Origin of the sequence: Mucilaginibacter sp. (assembly GCF_025362475.1) — a bacterium.
In the GTDB taxonomy this organism is placed as follows: domain Bacteria; phylum Bacteroidota; class Bacteroidia; order Sphingobacteriales; family Sphingobacteriaceae; genus Mucilaginibacter.
In genome coordinates, this window is record NZ_JANYGH010000061.1 from 1 (window position 1) to 24,750 (window position 24,750).

Here is a 24,750-nt window from a genome sequence, read left to right on the forward strand (position 1 = left end):
GTGGATTTGAAAACCGTAATCGCCGGCTGGAAAGTTAAGCAGATTAAAAGGAAGCAGATACTTTATTATGAGGGTGATGAGTCTTCCGGTTTATATCTTTTGCTTGAAGGATGTATTAAAACTTTTAAAATAGCCGATAATGGGCGGGAACTGTTGCTGGGTTTGTTTAAACCAGAGGATTACATTGGTTTATATTCCCTACTATCGGCAGAAAATTATTCAGAAACAGCAGAGGCCGTTAGTGATTCTACAGTATGTGTGTTACCTCGGGAAATGGTAATTGACATGATCAATCGCTATCAGAATATTAATCAACAATTTATCCGGATGATGGCCAGTAATATTCGGGAGAAGGATAATCAGTTATTATTGATGGCCTACAATTCGGTTCGCAAACGTTTATCACAGGTACTTTTAAGGTTAAATACACCATTGTCAAACCCACTTCTGTTTAAAATATCACGTGAAGAATTGGCCGGCATGGCCGGCATGGCTGCAGAAACAGTGAGCAGAATACTTACAGACTTTAAATCTGAGGGCTTGATAGAACGTATTGGTACCCACATACGGATAATAGATCATGCCCGGCTGGAGAAAATGAAAGATTGAGTTTTTGCGGATGTTTAGTTCATACTAAATATAAAAAAAGGCAAATCAGCCTTTATAGCTCATTTGCCTTCATGTATTATTGATTGTTGGCTTTAAAATGGCTATTCAACATCGTTTGTATTTGTCATAATCACTTTGAGTGCCTTCTCTTTAGCTGCATGCTCAAAAGTGTCATAAGCCTCTATAACTTGGTCCAGTCTAAAATGATGGGTTATTAATTTACTGGGTTGCAATTTGTTGGCATTAACAGTTTTTAATAACATGGGCGTTGAAGTTGTATCTACAAGCCGGGTCGTAATTGTTATGTTTTTTGACCAAAGTGTTTCAAGATGAAGATTTACGCTTTTGCCATGAACACCTACGTTGGCGATATGTCCGCCCGGTCCAATGATGGCCTCACATAATTCAAAAGTTGCAGGAATGCCAACAGCCTCAATTGCTGTATCAACTCCTCTGCCCGAAGTAAGGTCCATTATTTTTTTGACAACATCTTCCGTACTGTTATTCATAAGATGTGTTGCTCCAAAGCCCTTGGCAACATTCAGCCTGTTGTCGTCAGGGTCGATCATAATAATTTCTGCAGGTGAAAAAAACTGAGCAGTTAAAAGAGCAGCTAAACCGATAGGCCCAGAACCAACAATAGCAATGGTATCACCTGGTTTAACTTGTCCGTTCAACACACCGCATTCAAAACCGGTGGGTAAAATGTCGCTCAGCATTACCAGTGCTTCCTCATCAGCCCCTGCCGGAATCGGGTATAAGCTATTGTCGGCATGAGGTATCCTTACATATTCTGCCTGGGTACCGTCAATAAGGTGGCCAAGAATCCATCCGCCGTCTTCACAGTGAGAATACATACCTTTTTTACAATAACTGCATTTACCACATGATGTAATACAAGATATAAGTACATGGTCACCAGGTTTAAAATTACTTACGGCACTCCCGGTTTCTTCTATGATGCCTACACCTTCGTGCCCTATTATTCTGCCATCTTCAACCTCGGGAACATCACCTTTCATGATATGGAGGTCGGTACCGCAAATGGTGGTTTTAAGAATTTTTACAATTACATCTGTGGCTACTTTTATCTGTGGTTTAGGTTTTTCTTCCCAGGCCTTTTTTCCTGGCCCATGATAAACCAAAGCCTTCATTGTTTTTATATTAAGATTGGCTGATTCATCTAAAGTCTCTTTTTCAGTTTTTTGTTGCATTAAAGTTTCCATGATAGTGATTTAATAGTTTTATTGATCATTAATACAAAGATGGATTGATAATGCCAGGCAGGAAATGACGGGAATCATTATAATACATGATATACATGTTAATGAAAAAACATAAACTTAGAACTGTATAAGGCGGATAATGTTTGACATCACTAATTTACTTCACACTAAATGTGAAAATATCTACACTTATTGTAAACGTATCCAAAGGCTACTTACAATTTTATGACAATTTTTTAAGTCGCTTTTCTATCGTACACCAATTAGATAAATTTGAATTATTGGCTTGCTAAATGTGACTAATTGGTGGGCTTTAGTTTTAAAATATGTTGATGAAAATGAATGTTGAAACTGTTAAAACAAGTAAAAAATTATGGTAAAGCAGGATTTGATGGTCAGTATCTGCTGTACAACTTACAACCAGGAACAATTTATTGCTCAAACTATGGAGAGTTTTTTAATGCAGATAACAAATTTCAAATTTGAAATTGTTATCGGCAATGATTGCTCTACCGACGGTACATTGGAGGTACTGAAAAAATATATTGAAAAATATCCGTCTATAGTAAAGGTAATTACTCCGGAAAAAAACATAGGCCCTCACTATAACATGATCGATACGGTTGCCATGTGCAAAGGAAAATATATTGCACTTTGCGATGGCGACGATTATTGGACAAATCCTCACAAATTGCAAAAACAAGTTGATTTTTTAGAGCAAAACCCCGATTATGTTATGTGTTGTCATTATACGCGGGTAATTGACAATGACGATAACACCTTGTATGTTGATCCCAATCCACTGCCATTAGTGCATACATACTCCGACTTGCTGGCCGGCCGGCAGGAAGAAACCAAGACAGCTACAGTTGTATACCGTAATAGCATGGCCGTACACCAATTGTTTCAAAAGCCCTGGTATTTAAAATGTTATGCGGCAGATAAATTTTTAAAAATTTTTGCCACGTTTAATACTGGTGGAAAAATTTATGTAATGCCCGAGGTGATGAGCTGTTATCGTAACCATTCCGGAGGCATCTGGAGTATGATTAAAGTTGAGGCACGTATGGAAATGGTGATAAGCGATTTTAACCTTATCATTAAGCATTTTAAATACCGCCGAATTCAGAGGCTAACGCTTTTGTTACTTTATGTAAAAAGATACATATTATTTGAATTGAAGCGACATAGGATTCGCAAAGCTTTTGATACTGTAAAGTACCTGCTTTAATCTCCCTTTGTAAATTTGATTTCAACAATAAATGACAATCGGGGCGTAGGCAGTTGCTTTTATCTCCATTGTTTTTTTAATATTTTAATGGGAATTACCTTTTTTATCGCAAATGCCCATAAGGTTTTCAATGAATCTTGTTGGGTATCCATCGCCTTTCCAAGCTGTCTTATAAACAATCTAGCCGTTCTATATCATCATTAATAACCCTAATTAAAATAACTTATGTCTTACAAATATTTTTCGATTCGAAATAACAAAGAATGGAATACTTATATCGATAGATCATTAATACATGAGGTTTTTCATACCTGGTACTATCATTCTTTAAATAAAGAAGGAGAACCAGTACTATTTGTGTACGAAGAAAATGATTTGTTCATTGCATTGCCGGTGATCAAACGAAAAATAGAAAATTCAACATTTTTTGATATGACCTCCGTTTATGGTTATTGCGGGCCTATATCCAATATAAACCTATTGGATATATCGGCTTTAGTAACTACGCGCTTTAAAAAAGCTTTTGTGAGCTTCATGAAAGAGGAAAATTCAGTTTGTATATTTTCCCGCTTGCATCCTTTTCTTAATCAGCATAATATATTGGGAAGTATTGGCGGATTGAAAGAAAATGGAACAACACTATATATGGATCTTTCAATGGCTGTAGAGGATCAAAGAAGCAGATATGATAAACGACTTTCGCGCCAAATAAGAAAAATGCGTGAAAAAGGTTATCTGATCAAGGAGCTAAACACTCTCGAGGGTATAAAAAGTTTCATTGACATGTACTACAAAAACATGGATAGGGTAAATGCCTCACCCAATTACTATTTTGATGAACAGTATTTCGCCAATCTTCTTAGTATGGAGGGGTTTGATAACAAACTTATTCTTATTTACGACGGACCGGTACTTATCTGCGGTGCATTGATTTTACTATCAGGCAGTATTATTAGAAACCACCTTTCAGCAACATCTCCAGATTACCTGAAAGAATCGCCCAGCAAACTTTTAACAGATGAGATAAGTATGATTGGGAGAAGGCTTGGCAAAAAAATCTTTCATCTTGGAGGTGGGGTAGGCGGCAAGGAAGACTCTCTTTTTATGTTTAAAAGATATTTTACAGATTTACAAGTAAAGGATCAAATTTGGTGCTACATCAATGATCATGTTGCTTATAATGAACTTGTTTTAAAGGCAGATGTGGATGCAAATGTGGAACCCAATTATTTCCCCTCATATCGTCAGCCTAAAAGAAAAACACAAGCACAAATTTCAAATATAGTAACCACCAATGTTTAAATTCACCTTAATAAATTTAAAATTATGAAAAATAAATTCACTTATTCGGAAGCTAATGACCCTGCCATCTTTGATCAGGTAATGACTGATTACGGCTGGATTGTTTATGAGGATGCACTGAAAACTGATTTTATTGATGAAATTACCACTTCGTTAGTGAAGGCATACGATGTAAGACGCGAAATTCAAATTGCCAATGGCATAGGTGCAAATATGAACGGTACACTTCACCACCTTGTAGAAAAAGATATTTTTACACTGAAGTTTCTTGAACAAAGGTACTGTGAAAATGAAATAAAGCATTTTTTAAAGGGAAACTATATCTTAAACTCATTAGGCGCGGTTATTAATTTGAGAGATGACAAGCCTTACGTTCAAAATATCCATAGAGATATCCGAAGTTTTACCGGAGATTTTAAAATAATGATCCAAATGATGATTATTTTGGATGATTTTACTATAGAAAATGGAGCGACCTATTTTCTCTCAGGCTCACATAAACACGAAGAAAAACCAGATAGCGATTATTTTTACAATAATGCAGACCGGGCGGTAGCAAAAAAAGGCAGTATTATGTTGTTTGACTCCAACCTGTGGCACGCAGCCGGAAAAAACAATACCGATGAAAAAAGAAGAACACTGACCATGGCCTTTACGCGCCCATTCTTTAAACAACAACTTGATTACCCCAGAGCTTTAGGTTATAGCTTCGGCGAGGGATTGAATGAACATTTAAGGCAAGTTTTGGGATATAATTCCAGGATACCAGAAAACCTGAATGAATATTATCAACCAGTTGAAAAAAGAATGTACCAGCCCAACCAGGGCTAATTCAATTAAAAATAATTGAAACTGATATTGGATTAAGGTTTCCTAAACATTGTTGCTATATTAACCAATGAGGCTGTATCATATATCATGAGCAGCCTTTTTTGTTTTATTTTTTTTGGGGGTGACTGTGAATTGTAAAAAAAAGCAATTCACAGTCACCCTTTTTTATTTACTAAAAAAATGAACTGCAACTTTAAAATAGTGAATTTGGGTTGATTGAAAATACAAATGGTATGATTTCATCTATACTTTAGGGCCAATTGGCTTGCGTTTCTGGATTTAGTCTGGTAATTAATGGTAAAATATTATTAGTTTTATTAATTCTAAATTGTCAGTTTTTCTTGAAAACATCTTACCTCACTATTGATGACTCACCGTCATCTAAGTTTTTGGAGCATTGTAATTATTTAAATGCGCTGCAAATTCCGGCAGTGTTTTTTTGTATAGGAAAAAATTTGGAGGAGGAGGCAGATGCGGTAATTAAAGTTATAAAGATGGGCTTTAAAATTCAAAATCATTCCTATAGTCACCCTCATTTTTCTTCAATTTCCTTAAAAGAAACTTGTGATGAAATTGGTAAAACAGATGAAATTATAACAGCGCTTTATTTAGATGCGGGATATGATTATCATGAAAAATGGTTCAGATTTCCCTATGGTGACAAGGGAGATGGAAAATTTGGGCAAAATTTTAAAATGTTCCCACTGCCTGATTTGAAAAGGGCAAGCTATATACAAGACTTTTTAAAGGAGATAGGTTACACTAAACCCAAATTTGAAAATGTTAATTATTCTTATTTAAACAGTAAAAGATTCAATAACGATATTGACCTTCTTTGGACATTCGATATCATGGAGTGGGCAATAATTAAGAAAAATATTAAGGGACTTGAAACTATTGAAAATGTTTTAGAAAGAGTAGAAAGTAAAAAGCCCAAAGACTATTTAAAAGCGTACGGCAACAGAAAAAGGTGGCTTGGAAATCATGATTCAGATGAAATTATATTACTTCATGATCATATTGAAACAAGCGCTGAGTTTAAAAACATAATAAACAAACTCATCACTTTACAAATTGAATTTAAGGCGTTGTAATTTACTTTTGGTTTGTTAAGATGTTTACTGTTGCTTTAAGTTCCTGCGACCAGGACGCTATCGGCTGGCAGTATCTTACATAATGTAGGTACTCTTTTGATATATTATCGGGATTGATATACCAATCTACATGTTTCATTGTATATGGCCGCTGTGTTCTTAAGGCAGGGTCCCTCAAACTAAAAACAGAACTGTTACGGTACATCGCAAAGGTAGAGTGGACAGCAGCAACCACCACATCAGCGTCTAACGCTTTAGCCATCGGGGGCCAAAATTGCGATTCATGTGTAATTACGTTGGTCTTTAAAGGATAGTAATCAGGAATATCATTGATCTCCAACGAAAGGCCTATATGATTATAACCCGGATATTTATCTAATAATGCTGAAAGATGTTTAATTGTATCATTGGGAGTATCCCGGTATGGGATTAGGTCGGCGTCTGTTATGATAAGCTTAGGGAACTCAGTAAGTTGTTTTGCTATATAATTTATTCCCCTGAGCCAGGAGTTATGATTCAGATAAATTACCTGGCAATTTTTAACCTGTGCTAAAGTCTTATAATATTCTATTAATGGGATATAATTTGATTTATTGTCGACAACAATAATTGACAAATTATCATTTAAAGAGTTAAGCCAGTTAATTTGTGCTTGTAACGAAAACAGGCGGTTATGATTATTAATTAAAACAGGGATTGAGTTTTTAATTAATTTATTATTATCAATAATTATTGGGTTGAAAGCTATGTGGAATTTCCACTTTATCGCTCTTTTTAAAAATTGCAGATTTTTGTACTGTCCTATTAATTTTAGCTTAAACCAACTTGTTTTCTTTTGAGAATAATCTGCAAATATCTCTCTGATCATAAATTCATTAGCTATAAAAGTTATAATCAGTAAGGATAACAGTACTAATTTCCATCCCAATTTTTATCACCAGTTGCACTTGGACTAAGGATCTTATCATATTCATAGGTTAGGCTACCTATAATTAGTAAAACAATAACACACAAGATAACAATGATAATAAATACAATTATCTTACGCTTATCCGTATCACTATCTGCTAACATATTTTTTTAATATATCGCAAATATAATTAGATAAACTCCGCAAAATAAAAAAAAATTAAACGAGCGTTCAGCAAATATGGGCATTTAGAATTCAAGGGGGATGTATTATATTATATTGCCCAAGAGAGTTTGCGGGAAAATTATTAATTCACACATAGCCAATGTACAGAAGGTATGTGACTTTGCCCGAACAATGAATCAGTTGTTTTAAGAATCGGTATCCTGCTTAATTGTTAAAATTGATGGCATAAATTATTCAAATAGTCGTGCAAAATGGTTTTCCAAATGGTTACGCATTCCATTCCGGAGCATTTCAGCAGATCCCTTTTCTATCAGGTCTATCAGCCCCGCATGTGAAACAAATTTCCTGGGTTTAACGGGCTTCTTCAGCAAGCCGCTTTGGTGTACGTAATCAAATACCGGTAGTAGCAGCTTTTGAAATTTGCGTAAGGTTTCATTGCCGGTGATATCGTACAGCTTTCCGTGAAATTTAATTTCTTGCTCCACATCAAATATGGCAGCCTGGGATTGGGCCGGTTCAATTGCAACAATCGAACGTAATTCGGCAATATCCTCTGGTGTTATGCGCTCTATAATAAAATCAGCCATACCAATCTCCAGGGCCAGGCGCATTTCAAATATCTCTTTGAGGGTAACGGTGTCCAGAATCTGCGGATTCATACTTTTTTCCAGTATGGACACCAGGTCGGGGCTGGTAAGCACCGCGCCTCGTTTCTTCCTCGAATCAATCAGTCCCATTAACCTCAGTCTGAGCAGGGCTTCCCTGATCACGGTCCGGCTCACTCCCAGTGCGGCCGACAATTCCAGCTCTTTGGGTATGGCATCGCCTACTTTAAAGTTTTTTTCAATAAAAAGCTCGATCAGGTTTTTTTCAACCCGGTCTACCAGCGAACTGGTATCTACATTTTTAATGTTCTGAATAAGGCCGTTAGTCTTCATATTTCTCCCTCTGCAAACTTACAAATAGCTGTCAATAATTATCAACAATCCTTAAGTGTATTCCTAACACACAGGTAATCAATAAAAAAATATATCCCGAATTATTTTGTGAATCTAAAATAAAAATTTCTATAATTGTATTATGTATGACATAATACATAACTAACCAAATTCAAATGAACAGAAATTTTACCCTTCACCGGGCTTTGTTTACCGTAATTGGCCTATTGCTTTTTACGTTTGTACAAGCCCAAACCAGGAAGATCAGCGGGCAGGTCATCGCTGACGATGACCATGGCGCTTTGCCTGGCGTAAGTGTTATTATCAAAGGAACAACCAAAGGCGGCCCAACTACGGCTAATGGTTCCTACTCCATTGAGGCATCGGCAAATGATGTATTGGTGTTCAGTTTTTTGGGATATACCACCCGCGAGATTAAAGTTGGCGAGCAAACGGTTATTAATGTGGTGCTTAAACCGGATAACAAAACGCTTAACGAAGTTGTTGTAGTAGGGTATGGTACCCAATCGCGTAAAAGTGTTACCAGTGCTATTGCCACTTTAGATAGTAAGGTGCTCGCCACTGCTCCCCGGGCCAATATCGGCAGCGCGTTGCAGGGTACTGTATCCGGCTTGCAGGTAGTGAACAGTAGCGGAGCGCCTGGCGCAACTCCCCTGATCGTATTGAGGGGCGGCGCATCTATCAATAGCCCCGGAGCGCCACTGGTAGTGGTTGATGGAATTATCCGGGCCTTTAATGATATCCCGGCTGATGATATTGCTTCTATCGATCTTTTAAAAGACGCGGCATCCACTGCTATATACGGCGCAAGAGCTAATAATGGTGTAATCCTGATCACTACAAAACAAGGAAAATCGGGTGTAGCACAGGTAACCTACAAATTTACAGAAGGGTTTAACCGGCAAAGGGAAGGTTATTCTTACATGAATGCCGGCGATTATATTTACTATAACCGCCTTGGCAACTTCAATTCTGGCAGGAGCCTTGCGCAAATCAACGCAACCCGTGGATATGGCTTGTTAACCGATGCGGCAAACCTCGCTTCTTTCGATATTAAAGCGGAAACACCTGCAAATGTTGGTCTTCTATCGCAGGGATGGCAGGATCTGGATGATCCGGCTAATCCGGGCAGCAAGATCATTTATAAAGATCACAGTAAAGAGGTGCAAAACCTGTTGTTCAGGAATACACGCACACAGGATCATTACCTGAGCGCTATAGGCGGTAATGACAAGGGCAAGTATTTTGCCAGCCTGGATTACTATAACGAAGATGGGGTGATCGTTGGGTCAAATTACAACCGTTATTCTGGCGATTTTAATGGCTCATACAAAGTGAAACCCAATGTGGAAGTATTTACAGGAGTAACACTTTCCACCTCGTCGCAATTAGGTGCACCTGCCGGCGATGTAAACTCCCTGTACCGGACTTTGGCTTTATGGCCAACTTTCAATCCATGGCTGGATGCCGCCAAAACGCAGCCAAACCCTGGCAATAGTATCAGCGATGGCAATCCACTATACTGGCTGGGTAAATTAAAACGCAGCAACGAGGTAGACCGCATCACCGCGAACGCGTCTGTAAAATGGGATATCATGTCCGGTTTATTTTTAAAAGTATCGGGTAGCGGTTATTTAAATCAACAGATCAACCAATCTTTCCAGCAGGCTACGCAAACGTATGCTACATTGTTTGCCACCCCGCCGGCATATAACAATACCAGCCGGGAATCAATTGCAGGCTATTCACGTACGTTTCAGCAAACTTATAACGCAATCCTTAATTATACCAAATCATTTGGTAAGCATGATCTGAGCGCTATGATTGGTGCCGAATATTATGATCAAAAAGCTTTAATTATACAGGTAGACGGTACAAACGCGCCAACTGATAATATATCTACGGCAAACGCGTCAACTTTATTCGCCGTGGGTGGCAACACCAGTTCCCAAGCCGAAAATCGCATCATTTCTACATTTACCCGTTTAAATTATGCTTATGACGATAAGTACCTGCTGACCTTTGTATTAAGGGAAGATGGTGTATCGCAACTTGCGTCTAATAAAAGGGTAGGTTATTTTCCCGGCGTATCTGCAGGTTGGAATGTTGCCAAAGAGGGTTTCTTTGAAAAATGGGGGTTAAATAAAGTATTCTCTACTTTAAAACCACGTGCGAGTTACGGTTCGAATGGTAATATAGCCGGTTTAGGTAATTATGATGTGCAGGGGATATACGCTGCTCAAACTTTATATAACGGGCAAGGCAGTTTCCTGAATACGGGTTTAACCAACGCTAATTTAAGATGGGAAAAAAGCCGCACAACAGATATTGGCGCCGACCTGGGCTTTTTTAAAGATAGGATAAGCTTTCTGTTTGATTACTACAATCGCATCACCAGCGACCTGTTAACCAGTTTGCCTTTACCAAGTTATACCGGTTTTTCCAGCATTCAAACTAACCTTGGTACATTGCAAAACAAGGGTTACGAATTTACAGTAAAGGCCAATGTGCTTAATAATCCAAGTGGATTAAGAATTGATATTGGTGCTACAGCATCCTATGTAAAAAACAAAGTACTAAAATTGCCTTACAACGGCAATGTGAATAACAGGCAGGGCGGTTTACAGGTTTATGATCCAAAATCGGGTAAAGTTATTTGGGTAGGTGGTTTCCAGGAAGGGCAGCCCTTAGGGCAGATCTATGGATACAAACAGGTTTCCATATTTAAAGATGCCGCAGATGTAGCTGCTACGGCAGGTTCAAGGGTAGATAATGTTGCAGGTATCACCGGACCAGGCCTGGCAGCCGGAAAAGGAGGCCATATTACCCCTGGTGATGTGAACTGGCAGGACGTAGACAAAAACGACACCATTGATTCGCGCGACCAGGTTTATCTGGGGAATATCTATCCTAAGTGGACCGGCGGCTTCAATGTAAACGTAGCCTACAAGGCATTCTCTTTGTACTCCAGGTTTGAATACACCTTAGGTAATACCATTTATAACGATCTTATGGCCCGCACTTTGGGTAACTACCAGGGTACTTTTAACTACATCGATCGGCAAAAACAGGCATGGTCGCCAACCAATACCAATACCAGCACACCAAAAGTTTATTATGCCGATCAGGTTGTGGGATCTAAACAAAACTATACAAGAGGCAATAACGCCAGCGGGGTCTTAAACGGCAATAATTCCAATTTGTATGAAAGTGGCAATTATTTGGCCTGCAGAGAAATAACATTATCCTATGATTTCTCTAAATCAGTGCTTGATAAAACACATTTCCTATCTAAAGTGCGGTTATATGCCAGTGCCGGAAATCTGTTCTATGTAAAGAAATTCAGCGGCCCTACACCAGAAGCCCCGGTATCCAACGGTTCATTAACCGGTATTTACCAGGGTACTTATCCAACACCCAAATCATTTGTAGTAGGTGTTCAAGCCTCATTCTAATTTTTTAAAATATTTGATATGAAAAAATATTCATTCATCATTTTATCAGGATTGTTTATCCTGGTATTAGCAAGCTCCTGCCGGAAACAGCTCGACCTTGCTCCGGTAAGTAGCGTTACAGATGGCAACTTCTGGAAAACTGCCGATCAGTTCGATTCCTTTGTGGCTGGTGTACATACCCAGTTCAGATCAAACAACGCCGCTTTCCAGATCCTGGGCGAAATGCGGGCAGACATTTTTGCAACAGACCCCGGTACCAATGGTGCATTTACCGGTGAGGCTACCCAGGGGTTGGAGCGCTTATGGACACAAAACTTAAACCTGGATAACCCTGGCGTAAGTAGTTTTGGCGGTTTTTATAACAATATAAATCAGCTTAACCTACTGATCAGTAAGTTAAACAGCACGGCTATAGTAACAGCAGCCAATAAAAACTATTACCTCGGTATAGCCTATGGTATGCGGGCTTTTTACTACTACCAGTTATACCGCAGCTGGGGCGCGGTAATCATTCAAACCGAACCAACATCTGGCACTACCCTGGATATATCTAACCTGGCCAAAGCTGCATCACCGGCAACTGATGTGATGAACCTTATTAAAGCGGATATTGATAAGTCGGTCGTCAGCTTCGGAACGGATTACTCTTTCAAAAATTTAAAATCTTACTGGTCAAAATCAGCTACGTTGATGCTCAAAGCCGATGTTTATTTATGGACAGCAAACCGCGCTGGAGGTTCAGCAGATGCAACTACTGCTAAAGCTGCCTTAACAGACATTCAAACTAATGTGCCAGCGTTGCAATTGCTGCCTAAATACAGCGATGTATTTGCTACAACTACCAAAGGCAATAACGAAATGATATTTGTGAGCCATTACCAGTTTAATGAAGCAACCATGGCCTTTGTGCAAAGTAGTTTTGTACCGCAAAGCGGACTGATCGCTAATTTCTATGACTCCCTTGCCAATCGCCAGTTTTCGCCAACTACTGATAACTGGGGTGGTTTGCTTAGGGCACCGGTAAGGATAGCTGCATTCAGGTCTTTTGACGATAAAGATAGCCGGAAGCTGGCCAGCATACAGCCGGCCTACCAAAAATTAGCCAATGGCACATTCAAAATTGCCGGTTGTTTTGCAGATAAATACCAGGGTGAGCAAAATGCAGGTTCAAGATTGATCACCAACGATTACCCGATCTATCGCTATGCTGATTTACTCCTGATGCTGGCGGAGGCCAAAGCAGTATTGGGCGAATCGCCGGCAACGGAGCTTAACCAGGTAAGGGCGAGGGCATTTGGCGCTAATTACAATGCGGCTGTACATGGGTTTCCTAACCAAACGCTGGATGCCAATCCGAAAGAAGCCGTTTTACAGGAGCGTTTCTTTGAATTTGTATTTGAAGGCAAGCGTTGGTATGACCTGCGCCGGGCGGGCGATAGCTACGTGTATGAGCATACTACGCTATTATCATCACAAGCCTATGCGCTGTTATGGCCGGTGGATCGTACTACACTTACCAATAACCGGCTGTTGGTTCAAACCACTGGCTACTCATCTTTTTAACCAATAATTATTCTTTAACCGGGAGCGCAATCTCCCGGTTAATATTCTTTATATAACACAAATATGAAAATTGAACATCTACAAGGGTTGATCAGCGCGCCTTTTTCACCTTTAAATGATAGGGGGGAACTGGATCTGGATGTTATACCCGCTTATTACGCATTTTTAAAATACAACGGAGTTACCGGTGCTTTCATCAATGGTTCAACCGGCGAGGGGGTATCATTAACCTTAAACGAAAAAAAACAGGTAGCTGAGGCCTGGGCCAAGGCATCTAATCTTGATCCCGATTTTAAGGTAATGGCTTTTTTGGGCGGCACTTGCCTGGCCGATTGTATTGACCTGGCCACGCATGCACAGGCATTGGGTTTGTACGCGGTATCCTTAACCTCTCCGTTTTATTTTAAACCGGCAAATATTCATATGCTGGCAGAAACTTGTATAGCGGTTGCATCGGCTGTACCGGGTATGCCATTTTACTACTACCATATACCAGTGCTGACTGGCGGTCATTTCTCTATGTTTGAATTGCTGAAGGCCCTGGATGGTAAAATAGATAACCTGGCAGGCGTTAAATATACCCACGAAGATTTTATGGATTTCCAGAGTTGCATCAGCTTTAAAAACGGTAAATATGATATGCTTTGGGGACGCGACGAAAACATGCTTTCGGCCCTGGCGCTGGGTACTAAAGGTGCGGTTGGCAGCACATTTAATTACGCGGCTCCATTATATCATGAGCTTATTGCTGCTTTTGATAACAACGAACTAAGCAAGGCGCAGCAACTACAGCAAAAATCAATAGATATGATTCGCTTGCTTGGAAAATACGGAGGAATTGCCACCGGGAAAGCTTATATGAAATTAGTTGGGCTTGATTGTGGTGAATTTAGGTTGCCCGTTTCCAATATGACTGCAGAACAGTTTGAAAACTTTAAATTAGACGTTTCTGAACTGGGTTTTGATGATTTTAAATCTATCGCGCCCGCTGCAAACCTTTAAAGATGAAATTCACACTCTATCTACTTTTAATGACAAGCAGTATTGCGTTAATGCCAGACCATATCATGGCCCAGGATAAAAGTTCAGAAAAAATAGTGTGGTCCGTACCCACGCAAATACCTGCAGCGCCGGGTATGGATATGCAGCGAGGACTTGCCGGTGTTTTCACCGGAACAAGCCATGGCGTTTTAATTGTAGCGGGGGGCTCAAACTTTGCTGATGGCGCTATGCCGTGGCAAGGTGGCAAGAAGCTTCACTATGATGATGTTTATGTATTACAAAAAGCTAAAGGTGATTCTTTTACCTGGCTTAAGCCTAAAACAAACCACCTGTTGCAAAAAACAGCTTATGGCGCAAGTACAACAATCGCCGATGGCGTAGTATGCGCGGGAGGCGAAACGGAAGAAGCACCAGAAAGCTCAACGGTTTTTATGATGACATGGGATCTGAAAAAACAGGACATCGTTTTTACGAATCTGCCATCGTTGCCTGTATCCGTAGCTAATGCCTGTATGAGTAGCATTGGCCGGGTAATTTATTTAATTGGTGGCGAGAGTGGGGGCAAGCCGTCGGCAAAATGCTTTACCCTTAATCTGGCTGATAAAAATCCAAAATGGAAGGCTTTGGCTGCTTTACCGGTCGCCATGTCACATTCGGTAGCGGTTACCCAATCTAACGGGAAATACCCTTGTGTTTATGTTATCGGCGGCCGAAGCAGTACAGCATCTGGCATAAGCGCTTTACATGGCTATACTTTTTGCTACGATCCATTGTATAACAAATGGATCAGGCTGGGCAATGTAAGTGATGGCAAACTGCTGACTAATATTTCGGCTGCAACCGCTGTGGCCTGCGGTGCACATAATATATTGTTGATAGGCGGAGATAAAGGAACAATTTTTCACCAGATAGAAACGTACAACTCGCTTATCGCGAAAGCTACAACCGACGAAGAAAAACAACAATTACAGGATCAGAAATTAGCGCTGTTGAATAATCACCCGGGTTTTAGTAAGGACGTTTATCAATTTAATACAGTTAATTACTCCTGGGAAAAAGTTGGTGATTTGCCTTTTTACGGCCAGGTAACCACTACCGCTGTAAAGTGGAATAATGAAATATTTATCCCGGGAGGCGAGATCAAGCCGGGCATTCGTACAACGGCAATCAGCATGGGGAAATTTAATAGCAAATGAAAAAAGGAAAAAATTATCCCTGGATCCTGGTTGGCCTGTTATGGGTAGTGGCCTTGCTTAACTACATGGACAGGCAAATGTTATCGGTTATGAAACCGGCCATGGAAATAGATATAGCCGAATTAAGGTCTGCCACCAACTTTGGATACCTGATGGCGGTATTCCTGTGGATCTACGGGCTGATGAGCCCGGTTTCAGGGATCATTGCTGATAGGTTAAACCGTAAATGGCTCATCGTTTTTAGTTTATTTGTCTGGTCGGGAGTTACATTTGCCATGGGCTATGCCACTACATTTAACCAGCTTTATATCCTGAGGGCTGTCATGGGTATCAGCGAAGCCTTATATATTCCGGCAGGTTTATCCCTTATTGCCGATTTTCATTCCGCCAGATCAAGGTCCCTTGCCATAGGTGTACATATGACGGGTTTATACGTGGGGCAGGCATTGGGAGGCTTTGGGGCAACGGCTGCCGCTGCTTTTTCATGGCAGGCAACCTTTCAATCATTTGGTGTTGTGGGGATGGTGTATTCATTAATTCTTATCCTCTTTTTAAAAGAGAAAGATAAAACACCCGATGTAGCGCTGACGGTAGTTCGGTCAGGCAAGCCAGGCGTCAACCTATTTAAGGGGCTTGCCGGTTTATTGAGTAACAGGGCCTTTTGGGTAATCTTATTTTACTTTGCGGTTTCAAGCTTGCCGGGTTGGGCCACAAAAAACTGGCTACCAACGCTCTTTGCCCAAAATTTGCATATCCCCATGTCAACCGCAGGGCCGTTATCTACTATAACCATTGCTTCATCCTCTTTTATTGGGGTGATCATCGGCGGGCTATTATCTGACAGATGGGCGCGGGTTAACAAAAAGGGCAGGGTGTTTACAAGCGCGATTGGCCTGGCGCTCACGATTCCCGCATTGTTACTAATGGGTTTCGGCCACTCGCTCATATATGTTTTGGGAGCTGGTATCTGTTTCGGACTGGGATTTGGCTTGTTTGATGCCAATAACATGCCTATCCTGTGCCAGTTTGTTTCTCCAAAATACAGGGCCACTGCCTACGGCATCATGAATATGACCGGCGTTTTTTTTGGCGCATTTATAACGGATAGTTTAGGCAAATCATCAGATGCCGGAAACCTGGGAAACGATTTTGCCATGCTGGCAGCCGTTGTACTGGTTGCGCTCATGGTGCAATTGTATTTTCTTCGACCGATACATGATGAATATGCAGATGCCTGATTTCATTCCACCCATAAAAATTAGCAAATGAAATTTAAGAACAAGCATTTGATATTACTGCTGCTTAGTTTATTGAGTACTATAAAACAGCTATATGGCCAAAATGAGGCTATTAAAGTAGCTTGTATTGGCAATTCGGTTACGTATGGTTATGGCCTGGCTAAGCCCGCACAGGAGAGTTACCCGGCTCAATTGCAAAAAATATTGGGTGCTCATTATAGTGTTTTAAACTTTGGGCACAGCGGGAGTACTTTATTGAAAAATGGGCACAATCCGTATTTTAAAACACCTGAGTTTGCAAATTTAATAGCTTCAAAACCAGATATAGCTATTATTCACCTTGGTCTTAACGATACCGACCCACGAGACTGGCCCGATTTTAAACAAAACTTTGAAGCTGATTATGCATGGTTAATTGACACCATCAGAAAGGCAAACCCTCGGGTAAAGGTATTTATATGCAAGCTAACGCCCATCTTCAGCGGGCATCCCCGGTTTAAATCGGGCACAAGGGATTGGTACGGGCAAATTCAAAACCTGATCCCGCTTATTGCTGCGGCAAACAACACCGGGCTAATTGATTTTCATGAGCCGCTTTATAACCGGCCCAACCTTTTTGCTGATAATCTGCACCCGGATAAAGAAGGGGCATTGCTATTAGCCCAAACAGTATATGGCCGGCTTACCGGGAATTATGGAGGCTTAAAATTACCTGCGGTATTTACTAATCAAATGGTATTACAGCGTGACAGGCCTATCCCGGTTTATGGAAAAGCTAATGCCGGCGATGCGATTGAAGTACGATTTAAAGGGAAAAATTTCAAGTCGAAGGCCGATGAAAATGGGGATTGGAGAGTGGTACTCCCGGCGGCAAAAGCTGGCGGCCCTTTTCAAATGAACATATCCGGTAAAGACACCAGCATTACTATCAGTAATATTTTATTAGGCGATGTATGGTTATGTGCGGGGCAATCAAACATGTATTTCCCGTTAAGCAGGTCTGCAGGTGGCGATACAGCTATGAAAAGCGCTGTTTCAAACAGAAAACTACATTTATACAAGCTCAATTTGCAGGCCGAATCTGATCTGGGCGCCTGGGATTCGGTTAGTTTGGCTAAAGTTAATGGACTGACATTTTTTTCGGGTTCCTGGAAAACTTGTGACAGCAGTTCGGCCGCTGGTTTTTCGGCGGTGGCCTACTATTTCGGTCAAAAAATATCCCGGGACGTAGGGGTACCTATCGGTTTAATTGAGGTTGCCGTTGGCGGTTCTCCAACAGAATCATGGATAGACCGATATGCTATGGAAAATGACGATCAATTGGTTGATATGCTGAGTAATTGGCGAGCTTCAGATTATGAAATGCAGTTTTGCAGGGACAGGGCAGCGGTCAATTTAAAAAACTCCACCAATTTAAAGCAGCGCCACACTTATGAGCCTTGCTATAACTATGAAGCGGCTATTGATCCTCTTACTCGTTTCCCGGTAAAGGGTGTTGTTTGGTACCAGGGCGAAAGTAATACACATAACATCGGGCTGTACAGCCATCTCTTTAAAACACTGGTTAGCAGCTGGCGGGAAAAATGGGGATATAATTTACCTTTTTATATAGTACAGTTATCGGGTATTAACCGGCCATCGTGGCCTGCATTCAGGGATGCACAGCGTAAACTGCAGCAACAGGTACCCAACACAGCAATGGCCGTGAGTTTTGATCTCGGCGATTCGTTGAACGTTCATCCAATCCGGAAAAAAGAAATAGGGGAAAGGCTGGCATTATTGGCCGGGCGCTATACTTATCATAAGCAAGTTAAAGCCAACGGGCCGGAGCCAAAAAACGCCCTGTTAAGGGGTAATGCAATCGTACTGGCCTTTGCTTTTGCACAGGAATTAAAAAGGGCAAACAACAAATCATTGATTGGTTTTGAACTCATTACTAATAAAGGACGTAGCATTGCCGCACCTGCAATTATTAAAGGTAACAAGGTGTACATAACTGTGCCCGCCGGCGAAAAGATCAAAGCTGTCAATTATGCCATGCATCCTTTTACAAGGGCAAACTTAATTAATGAAGCGGGATTGCCTGCTCCAACCTTTACCATGCATTGGCATGAAAAGGAGAATTTGTTTTATTAAATCTAAAGAAATGAGTTATTCCAATATCGAACTAAATAAGTTAAAAATATTTTATGAGCAGCAGTTGCTGCAGGATACTGTTCCATTCTGGTTCCCCCGTTCTGTTGATGAACAATACGGCGGCTACCTGCTTATGCGCGACCAGGATGGTAGCTTAATTGATGATGACAAGGCAGTATGGATCCAAGGCCGGGCGGCATGGTTACTGGCAACGCTTTACAATACTGTAGAGCCCCGGCAGGAATGGCTGGATGGTGCAAAAAGCGGTATCGATTTTTTAACCGATCATTGCTTTGACACTGATGGGCAGATGTTTTTTCATGTAACCCGCGATGGCAGCACGATACGCAAAAGGCGGTATTATTTTTCCGAGACATTCGCGGTGATTGCTATGGCCGCTTATGCCAAAGCATCCGGTGATGAAACTATTGCTCAAAGGGCCCGAGACCTGTTTGGTAAGTGCATTGAATATGCAACCGTACCGGGGTTGCTTCCCCCTAAATTTACATCAACGCGGCCGGCCAAAGGCATCGGCGTGCCCATGATCATGATGAATACCGCCCAACAGCTGCGGGAAACCATTGGTGATGAGCGTTGCGATGACTATATCACCAAATGGATAAGGGAAATTGAAACCGATTTTGTGAAGCACGATATTAAATGCGTAATGGAACAGGTGGCGCCGGATGGAAGCATTATTGACCATATTGATGGGCGTACGCTTAATCCCGGTCATGCTATTGAGGGGGCCTGGTTTATTTTGCACGAAGCCAAATACCGTAATAATGATGCACACTTAATTGAATTGGGTTGCACCATGCTTGATTATATGTGGGAACGCGGATGGGATAAGGAACATGGCGGTATTTTATATTATCGGGATGTATACGATAAGCCGGTACAGGAGTACTGGCAGGATATGAAATTCTGGTGGCCGCATAATGAAGTAATTATTGCCACCCTGCTGGCTTATACACTTACCGGTAACGAAAAATACGCCCGATGGCATAAACTGGTGCACGATTACGCCTACAGCAAATTTCATGACCCCGTAAACGGCGAATGGTTTGGTTATCTGCACCGCGATGGCACTGTGGCACAAACAGCTAAAGGTAATTTATTTAAAGGGCCATTTCATTTGCCCAGGCAGGAATGGTATTGTATGCAGTTATTAAAACAAATAATATAAATTATGAAAGTATTGACCATTTACATTGTTATAAATCTTTTTTGTGTTTCATTATGGGCACAGCAAAATGAGGTAAACGTTTTTAATTCAGGCTCCGAGGGGTACGGGTCTTTCCGGATTCCGGCTATTATCAAAGGTCCCAACGGCGATTTGTTTGCCTTTGCGGAAGGCAGGGTGAACGGAGACGACGATTTTGGCAACATTCAGATTGTACTGAAACGGAGTAGCGATGGCGGAAAGAATTGGGGTGCGTTGCAGGTTTTGGCATCTAACGATACCCTGCAAACGGGTAATGCAGCACCGGTGTGGGACCTTACAGATGCAGCTTATCCCAAAGGGAGGCTGTTTTTATTTTACAATACAGGCAATGCATCCGAAAGTAACGTGCGCAAGGGGATGGGCTTGCGGGAGGTATGGTATAAAACCTCAACCGATAATGGTTTAACATGGTCGGCTCCGGTAAACATTACATTGCAGGTACACAAGCCTAAGCAGCCACAGGTAAATAGCGCCTATAACTTTAAAGAAGACTGGCGGAGTTATGCCAATACACCAGGCCACGCCATCCAACTGATGGACGGAAAATATAAAGGACGGATTTACATAGCAGCTAACCACTCGGCAGGTGAACCGCAAAAGCATTATGCCGATGGCCGCGCCTTTGGATATTATACAGATGATCATGGCAAAACCTTTAAGTTAAGCGAAGAGGTAAATATGCCTGGTGCTAATGAAAATATGGCTGTTGAACTGGCTGGTAATAAACTGATGATGAACATTCGCAACCAACTTGGCAATGTAAAGCAGCGCATCATCGCCATAAGTAATAACGGCGGCCAGTCCTGGGATACCACTTATTTTGATGCTCACCTTCCAGACCCCATTTGCCAGGGCAGCATTTTAAATTTAGGTAAAAGAGGGAGCAAAGCTATCCTTGCTGTTTGTAATGATGCCGATACTTTGCACCGTGATAATCTTACCCTTCGCATCAGCTTTGACGAAGGTAAAACATGGAAGTATAATGTTGTCATCGCAAAATCTCCGATAGGTTATAAAGGAGCTTTTAGCGCTTATTCTGACCTGGTAGCGGTTGATAAAAAGCATATTGGCATATTATACGAAAAGGACGAATATAAACATATCGTTTTCACGACCTATAGCTGGTAGCACTGGCCGATAGACGAGCATAGTGTTTACACACAAATCAAAAGCCTCAAGTCGAAAGATTTGAGGCTTTTGATTTGGCTTCTTAGCCGGAGCAGCACCCGAATGTATTAAATTTTTGTTTGTATTGGGTTTACATACTTTAATTTTGGTTAAGCCAAAAAAGTTTTCTTAACTTAGTATATACTGTTGATCCTCAATTATTTTACCGCTTATGATCGCATTAAAAGTTAATGATAAATCGTATCAGGTAGACGCTAGTCCTGATATGCCGCTGCTGTGGGTACTCAGAGATCTGTTAGGCCTTACAGGCACCAAGTTTGGTTGTGGCGTTGCACAATGCGGCGCATGCACTGTTCATTTAAATGGCGAGGCCATACGATCCTGCGTCACGAAAGTTAGCCGGGCCCAAGGTCAAAATATAGTCACGATTGAAGGTTTATCACTCAATAACGATCATCCTTTGCAAAAAGCATGGGTTGAGTTTGATGTGCCGCAATGTGGTTATTGCCAATCCGGGCAATTGATGTCAGCCGCTGTGCTGCTCCGCGAAAATCCTAATCCTACTAATCAGGATATTGATGATGCCATGTCAGGCAATATTTGTCGCTGCGGTACTTACCCGCGAATCAGGCAGGCTATACACAAAGCTGCAGAAATGCAAAAGGAAGGGGGCAAATCATGAGCGATCAACAAACAGCGATCAGTCGTCGTAATTTCCTGAAAGCGGGTGCATTATTGAGCGGTGGATTATTGATATCCTTTACTATTCCACAGGCCAATCGTTTGCTGATACAGGATGCCACAACCGCTTTTGCACCCAACGCCTTTTTACGTATAGGCGCCGACAATAGCATCACGGTGATACTAAGCCACGTTGAAATGGGGCAGGGCATCTGGACAACGCTGCCCATGATCCTTGCAGAAGAATTGGATGCCGACTGGGACAACATTAAAGTGATGCATAGCGGAGTTGATAAAGATTATAACCACACCGTATATGGCATCCAGATTACCGGCGGATCCAGCAGCACCTGGTCGGAGTTTGACCGATACCGGAAGGCTGGAGCAACAGCGCGTGTTATGTTAACCCAGGCCGCTGCAAAACGTACCGGGGTGGCAATTGAAAACTGTACTACTAAAAATGGTTATGTAATTGCAGGTGGTAAAAAATTAAGTTATGGCGAACTGGCAACAGAAGCGTCAACATTGCCGGTACCTCAAAATGTTACCCTGAGGCCACCAGCGCAGTGGAAATTGATTGGTAAAGGAGTTAAACGTCTCGATGCTTCGGTTAAAACAAACGGGCAGGCTAAGTTTGGAATGGATATACAGTTTCCGGGCATGCTTACCGCTGTTGTAGCCCATGCGCCTGTATTTGGAGGAAAGGTGAAATCGTTTGATGCTTCCGGGGCAAAAGCCGTTCCTGGTGTTAAAGAGGTGGTAGAAATCCCTACGGGCATTGCAGTGATTGCCGATCATTTTTGGGCCGCTAACCAGGGTCGAAAAGCTTTAAAAATAATATGGGATGATGGCGCCGGTGCCAACTTGAGCACCAAAACACAAGTTGATGCTTACCAGAAACTCGCCCATACCGATGGTTTAAAGGCAGCGCAAAAGGGTAATGTTGATCAGGGTTTGGCTAAAGCGGCTAAATTACTCAAGGCCGAATACGTTTTCCCTTATCTTGCCCATGCACCTATGGAACCCTTGAATTGCACGGTGAAAATAAGCAATGATAAATGCGAGATATGGACCGGCACACAGCTGCCTGGTATTGATCTGGCCGCCGCAGCCAGGATATTAGGCATGAAGCCCGAGCAAATAACCATGAATGTAGTGTTCCTTGGTGGAGGTTTTGGTCGCCGGGCTACCATTACGTCTGATTTTGTTTCGGAAGCCGTACACATAGCCAAAGCGAGCGGTAAGTTTGTGAAAATGGTTTGGACGCGTGAAGATGACATGAAAGGCGGTTATTACCGCCCAATGTTTGTACACCGCATCAACACAGGCTTAGACGCATCTGGTATGCCCATAGCGTGGCGGCATAATATCGTCGGGCAGTCTATTATGGCCGGTACCCCTTTCGAGTCCAAAGATGGCGTTGATTCTACATCAGTGGAGGGCATTGCTGATTCGCCTTATTTTGAAACGGTGCCTGATCATTTTGTTGGCTTACACACTGCTAAAGAAGTTGTCCCGGTATTATGGTTCCGCTCGGTTGGCCATACCCATACTGCCTATGTTATGGAAACCATGGTTGATGAACTGGCTCATACAGCAGGGCAGGATCCGGTAGCTTATCGGCGCAAATTGCTGCAAAAATCACCACGACATCTGGCGGCTTTAAACCTGGTAGCACAAAAAGCTGAATGGGATAAGAAATTGCCGGAAGGCCGGTATAAAGGGATTGCTGTACACGAAGCCTTCGGCAGCTATGTAGCGCAGGTGGCAGAAATAAGCATTGATAACGGGAAGCCAAGGGTGCATAAAGTAACCTGCGCAATAGATTGTGGGCTTGCTGTTAATCCCGATGGGGTAAAAGCCCAAATGGAAAGCGGTATTATTTTTGGCCTGACAATGGCGCTGTATGGTGAATTGACCATTGAAAAAGGACAGTTGCAGCAAAGTAATTTCTACGATTACCGTATTGCCCGTATGAATGAGTCGCCTGAAATTGATGTCTACATCGTTGATAGCAATGAGAAAATGGGAGGTGCGGGCGAATGTGCCGTACCGCCAACCGCACCTGCTATTGCCAATGCCATCTTCGCGGCAACCGGTAAGCGCATCTATAATTTACCCATCATGAACACTCCTTTAAAACACATCTCATGAGCAGCAAAAAGCCATTTATTCTCATAGTATTGCTATTGGCAGCAATTGGTATTACTATAATGTCATTTAAGGGAGCACCTGTTGATCATAATACCTTGGCTACTTTACCTAAGGATAGCATAGGGTCTGTTAAGGCCTTTATGTCCGTTTATAAAGTGCTGAAGAGTGCGCGCTGTATGAATTGTCATCCCAATGGTGATGTACCTTTGCAGGGTGATGACAATCACCTTCATACTATGGGAGTAAAACGCGGTACGGATGGTAGGGGCTTATATGCGATGAAATGCAGCAACTGTCATCAGGCCGAAAATGCTCCGGGTATACATACACCTCCTGGAAATCCAAAATGGAGTTTACCGCCCGCAAATATGAGGATGGTTTTCCAGGGAAAAACGCCGAGGCAACTGGCCCTGCAACTGCTGGATCCCAAACAAAATGGCGGAAGAAGCAAACAACAGTTAATTGATCATATGGCCTCGGATGATTTAGTATCCTGGGCCTGGAATCCTGGCACGGGCAGAACTTTACCGCCGCTTAGCCATACAGCTTTTAGCGCGCAGGTGAAATTATGGATAGCCAAAGGTGCATACGCACCTGCCAGGTAATTTGGGCTTGCCCCTG

General features: G+C 41.8%; 19 protein-coding genes. 16 read left to right on the forward strand and 3 right to left on the reverse strand.

Annotated elements, in window-relative coordinates; genetic code table 11:
• The coding region (locus Q0R88_RS20955; protein ID WP_295720019.1) for a Crp/Fnr family transcriptional regulator at positions 1-609 on the forward strand (609 nt) is incomplete at its 5' end.
• 101 nt (positions 610-710) lie between these two features.
• Here the strand turns inward: Q0R88_RS20955 and Q0R88_RS20960 are convergent.
• A complete protein-coding gene (locus tag Q0R88_RS20960; RefSeq protein WP_295720021.1) occupies positions 711-1,835 on the reverse strand; it encodes a zinc-dependent alcohol dehydrogenase family protein in 1,125 nt (374 codons plus the stop codon).
• Positions 1,836-2,208: 373 nt separating this feature from the next.
• Here Q0R88_RS20960 and Q0R88_RS20965 point away from each other — a divergent pair, with 373 nt between their 5' ends.
• The 4 genes from Q0R88_RS20965 to Q0R88_RS20980 all read left to right on the forward strand — a co-directional run bounded on the left by Q0R88_RS20965 (position 2,209) and on the right by Q0R88_RS20980 (position 6,293).
• Complete coding sequence (locus Q0R88_RS20965) at positions 2,209-3,066, forward strand: glycosyltransferase (protein WP_295720024.1); 858 nt, start codon at positions 2,209-2,211, stop codon at positions 3,064-3,066.
• 225 nt (positions 3,067-3,291) lie between these two features.
• Positions 3,292-4,368 carry a GNAT family N-acetyltransferase gene (locus Q0R88_RS20970; RefSeq protein ID WP_295720027.1) on the forward strand — a complete coding sequence of 359 codons (1,077 nt, stop codon included), beginning with the start codon at positions 3,292-3,294 and terminating at the stop codon, positions 4,366-4,368.
• Positions 4,369-4,392: 24 nt separating this feature from the next.
• A complete protein-coding gene (locus Q0R88_RS20975) occupies positions 4,393-5,199 on the forward strand; it encodes a phytanoyl-CoA dioxygenase family protein (protein ID WP_295720029.1) in 807 nt (268 codons plus the stop codon).
• 341 nt (positions 5,200-5,540) lie between these two features.
• A complete protein-coding gene (locus Q0R88_RS20980; RefSeq protein ID WP_295720031.1) occupies positions 5,541-6,293 on the forward strand; it encodes a polysaccharide deacetylase family protein in 753 nt (250 codons plus the stop codon).
• Position 6,294: 1 nt separating this feature from the next.
• On the opposite strand, the gene Q0R88_RS20985 is transcribed toward Q0R88_RS20980, so the two are convergent.
• Together Q0R88_RS20985 and Q0R88_RS20990 are read right to left on the reverse strand one after the other, a co-directional pair.
• Positions 6,295-7,161: a hypothetical protein gene (locus Q0R88_RS20985; protein ID WP_295720034.1), complete on the reverse strand. Its 867-nt coding sequence runs from the start codon at positions 7,159-7,161 to the stop codon at positions 6,295-6,297.
• Between the two features lie 458 nt (positions 7,162-7,619).
• Positions 7,620-8,327 (reverse strand): FCD domain-containing protein, encoded by a 708-nt coding sequence (locus Q0R88_RS20990; RefSeq protein WP_295720036.1) that lies wholly within the window; start codon positions 8,325-8,327, stop codon positions 7,620-7,622.
• A 176-nt stretch (positions 8,328-8,503) separates the two neighbouring features.
• Between Q0R88_RS20990 and Q0R88_RS20995 the strand changes: the two genes are divergently transcribed.
• From Q0R88_RS20995 to Q0R88_RS21045, 11 genes are all read left to right on the forward strand, one after another.
• Complete coding sequence (locus Q0R88_RS20995; protein WP_295720037.1) at positions 8,504-11,803, forward strand: TonB-dependent receptor; 3,300 nt, start codon at positions 8,504-8,506, stop codon at positions 11,801-11,803.
• Positions 11,804-11,821: 18 nt separating this feature from the next.
• Entirely contained in the window at positions 11,822-13,366 is a 1,545-nt protein-coding gene (nanU, locus tag Q0R88_RS21000; protein WP_295720039.1) for a SusD family outer membrane lipoprotein NanU, read from the forward strand.
• A 63-nt stretch (positions 13,367-13,429) separates the two neighbouring features.
• Complete coding sequence (locus tag Q0R88_RS21005; protein ID WP_295720042.1) at positions 13,430-14,368, forward strand: dihydrodipicolinate synthase family protein; 939 nt, start codon at positions 13,430-13,432, stop codon at positions 14,366-14,368.
• Positions 14,369-14,397: 29 nt separating this feature from the next.
• Positions 14,398-15,564 carry a galactose oxidase gene (locus tag Q0R88_RS21010; protein ID WP_295720045.1) on the forward strand — a complete coding sequence of 389 codons (1,167 nt, stop codon included), beginning with the start codon at positions 14,398-14,400 and terminating at the stop codon, positions 15,562-15,564.
• A complete protein-coding gene (locus Q0R88_RS21015; RefSeq protein ID WP_295720046.1) occupies positions 15,561-16,802 on the forward strand; it encodes an MFS transporter in 1,242 nt (413 codons plus the stop codon). The genes Q0R88_RS21010 and Q0R88_RS21015 overlap by 4 nt, the downstream gene beginning before the upstream one ends.
• Positions 16,803-16,829: 27 nt before the next feature.
• On the forward strand, positions 16,830-18,938 hold the full coding sequence (locus Q0R88_RS21020; protein ID WP_295720048.1) for a GDSL-type esterase/lipase family protein: 2,109 nt from the start codon (positions 16,830-16,832) through the stop codon (positions 18,936-18,938).
• 10 nt (positions 18,939-18,948) lie between these two features.
• Positions 18,949-20,127, forward strand: a complete 1,179-nt coding sequence (locus Q0R88_RS21025) for an AGE family epimerase/isomerase (protein ID WP_295720050.1) — start codon at positions 18,949-18,951, stop codon at positions 20,125-20,127.
• Between the two features lie 3 nt (positions 20,128-20,130).
• The gene (locus Q0R88_RS21030; protein WP_295720052.1) at positions 20,131-21,294 is read left to right on the forward strand and encodes a sialidase family protein; all 1,164 of its coding nucleotides are present in this window, start codon (positions 20,131-20,133) and stop codon (positions 21,292-21,294) included.
• A 211-nt stretch (positions 21,295-21,505) separates the two neighbouring features.
• On the forward strand, positions 21,506-21,976 hold the full coding sequence (locus Q0R88_RS21035; RefSeq protein ID WP_295720053.1) for a (2Fe-2S)-binding protein: 471 nt from the start codon (positions 21,506-21,508) through the stop codon (positions 21,974-21,976).
• Positions 21,973-24,129 (forward strand): xanthine dehydrogenase family protein molybdopterin-binding subunit, encoded by a 2,157-nt coding sequence (locus tag Q0R88_RS21040; protein ID WP_295720056.1) that lies wholly within the window; start codon positions 21,973-21,975, stop codon positions 24,127-24,129. Before Q0R88_RS21035 ends, Q0R88_RS21040 begins: the two co-directional genes overlap by 4 nt.
• On the forward strand, positions 24,126-24,734 hold the full coding sequence (locus tag Q0R88_RS21045) for a hypothetical protein (RefSeq protein ID WP_295720060.1): 609 nt from the start codon (positions 24,126-24,128) through the stop codon (positions 24,732-24,734). The genes Q0R88_RS21040 and Q0R88_RS21045 overlap by 4 nt, the downstream gene beginning before the upstream one ends.
• Positions 24,735-24,750 lie beyond the last annotated feature (16 nt).

Coding starts and splice junctions, on each gene's coding strand:
- Q0R88_RS20960 (WP_295720021.1), bottom strand. CDS start 1,835: ATGGAAACTTTAATGCAACAAAAAACTGAAAAAGAGACTTTAGATGAA.
- Q0R88_RS20965 (WP_295720024.1), top strand. CDS start 2,209: ATGGTAAAGCAGGATTTGATGGTCAGTATCTGCTGTACAACTTACAAC.
- Q0R88_RS20970 (WP_295720027.1), top strand. CDS start 3,292: ATGTCTTACAAATATTTTTCGATTCGAAATAACAAAGAATGGAATACT.
- Q0R88_RS20975 (WP_295720029.1), top strand. CDS start 4,393: ATGAAAAATAAATTCACTTATTCGGAAGCTAATGACCCTGCCATCTTT.
- Q0R88_RS20985 (WP_295720034.1), bottom strand. CDS start 7,161: ATGATCAGAGAGATATTTGCAGATTATTCTCAAAAGAAAACAAGTTGG.
- Q0R88_RS20990 (WP_295720036.1), bottom strand. CDS start 8,327: ATGAAGACTAACGGCCTTATTCAGAACATTAAAAATGTAGATACCAGT.
- Q0R88_RS20995 (WP_295720037.1), top strand. CDS start 8,504: ATGAACAGAAATTTTACCCTTCACCGGGCTTTGTTTACCGTAATTGGC.
- nanU (WP_295720039.1), top strand. CDS start 11,822: ATGAAAAAATATTCATTCATCATTTTATCAGGATTGTTTATCCTGGTA.
- Q0R88_RS21005 (WP_295720042.1), top strand. CDS start 13,430: ATGAAAATTGAACATCTACAAGGGTTGATCAGCGCGCCTTTTTCACCT.
- Q0R88_RS21010 (WP_295720045.1), top strand. CDS start 14,398: ATGACAAGCAGTATTGCGTTAATGCCAGACCATATCATGGCCCAGGAT.
- Q0R88_RS21015 (WP_295720046.1), top strand. CDS start 15,561: ATGAAAAAAGGAAAAAATTATCCCTGGATCCTGGTTGGCCTGTTATGG.
- Q0R88_RS21020 (WP_295720048.1), top strand. CDS start 16,830: ATGAAATTTAAGAACAAGCATTTGATATTACTGCTGCTTAGTTTATTG.
- Q0R88_RS21025 (WP_295720050.1), top strand. CDS start 18,949: ATGAGTTATTCCAATATCGAACTAAATAAGTTAAAAATATTTTATGAG.
- Q0R88_RS21030 (WP_295720052.1), top strand. CDS start 20,131: ATGAAAGTATTGACCATTTACATTGTTATAAATCTTTTTTGTGTTTCA.
- Q0R88_RS21035 (WP_295720053.1), top strand. CDS start 21,506: ATGATCGCATTAAAAGTTAATGATAAATCGTATCAGGTAGACGCTAGT.
- Q0R88_RS21040 (WP_295720056.1), top strand. CDS start 21,973: ATGAGCGATCAACAAACAGCGATCAGTCGTCGTAATTTCCTGAAAGCG.
- Q0R88_RS21045 (WP_295720060.1), top strand. CDS start 24,126: ATGAGCAGCAAAAAGCCATTTATTCTCATAGTATTGCTATTGGCAGCA.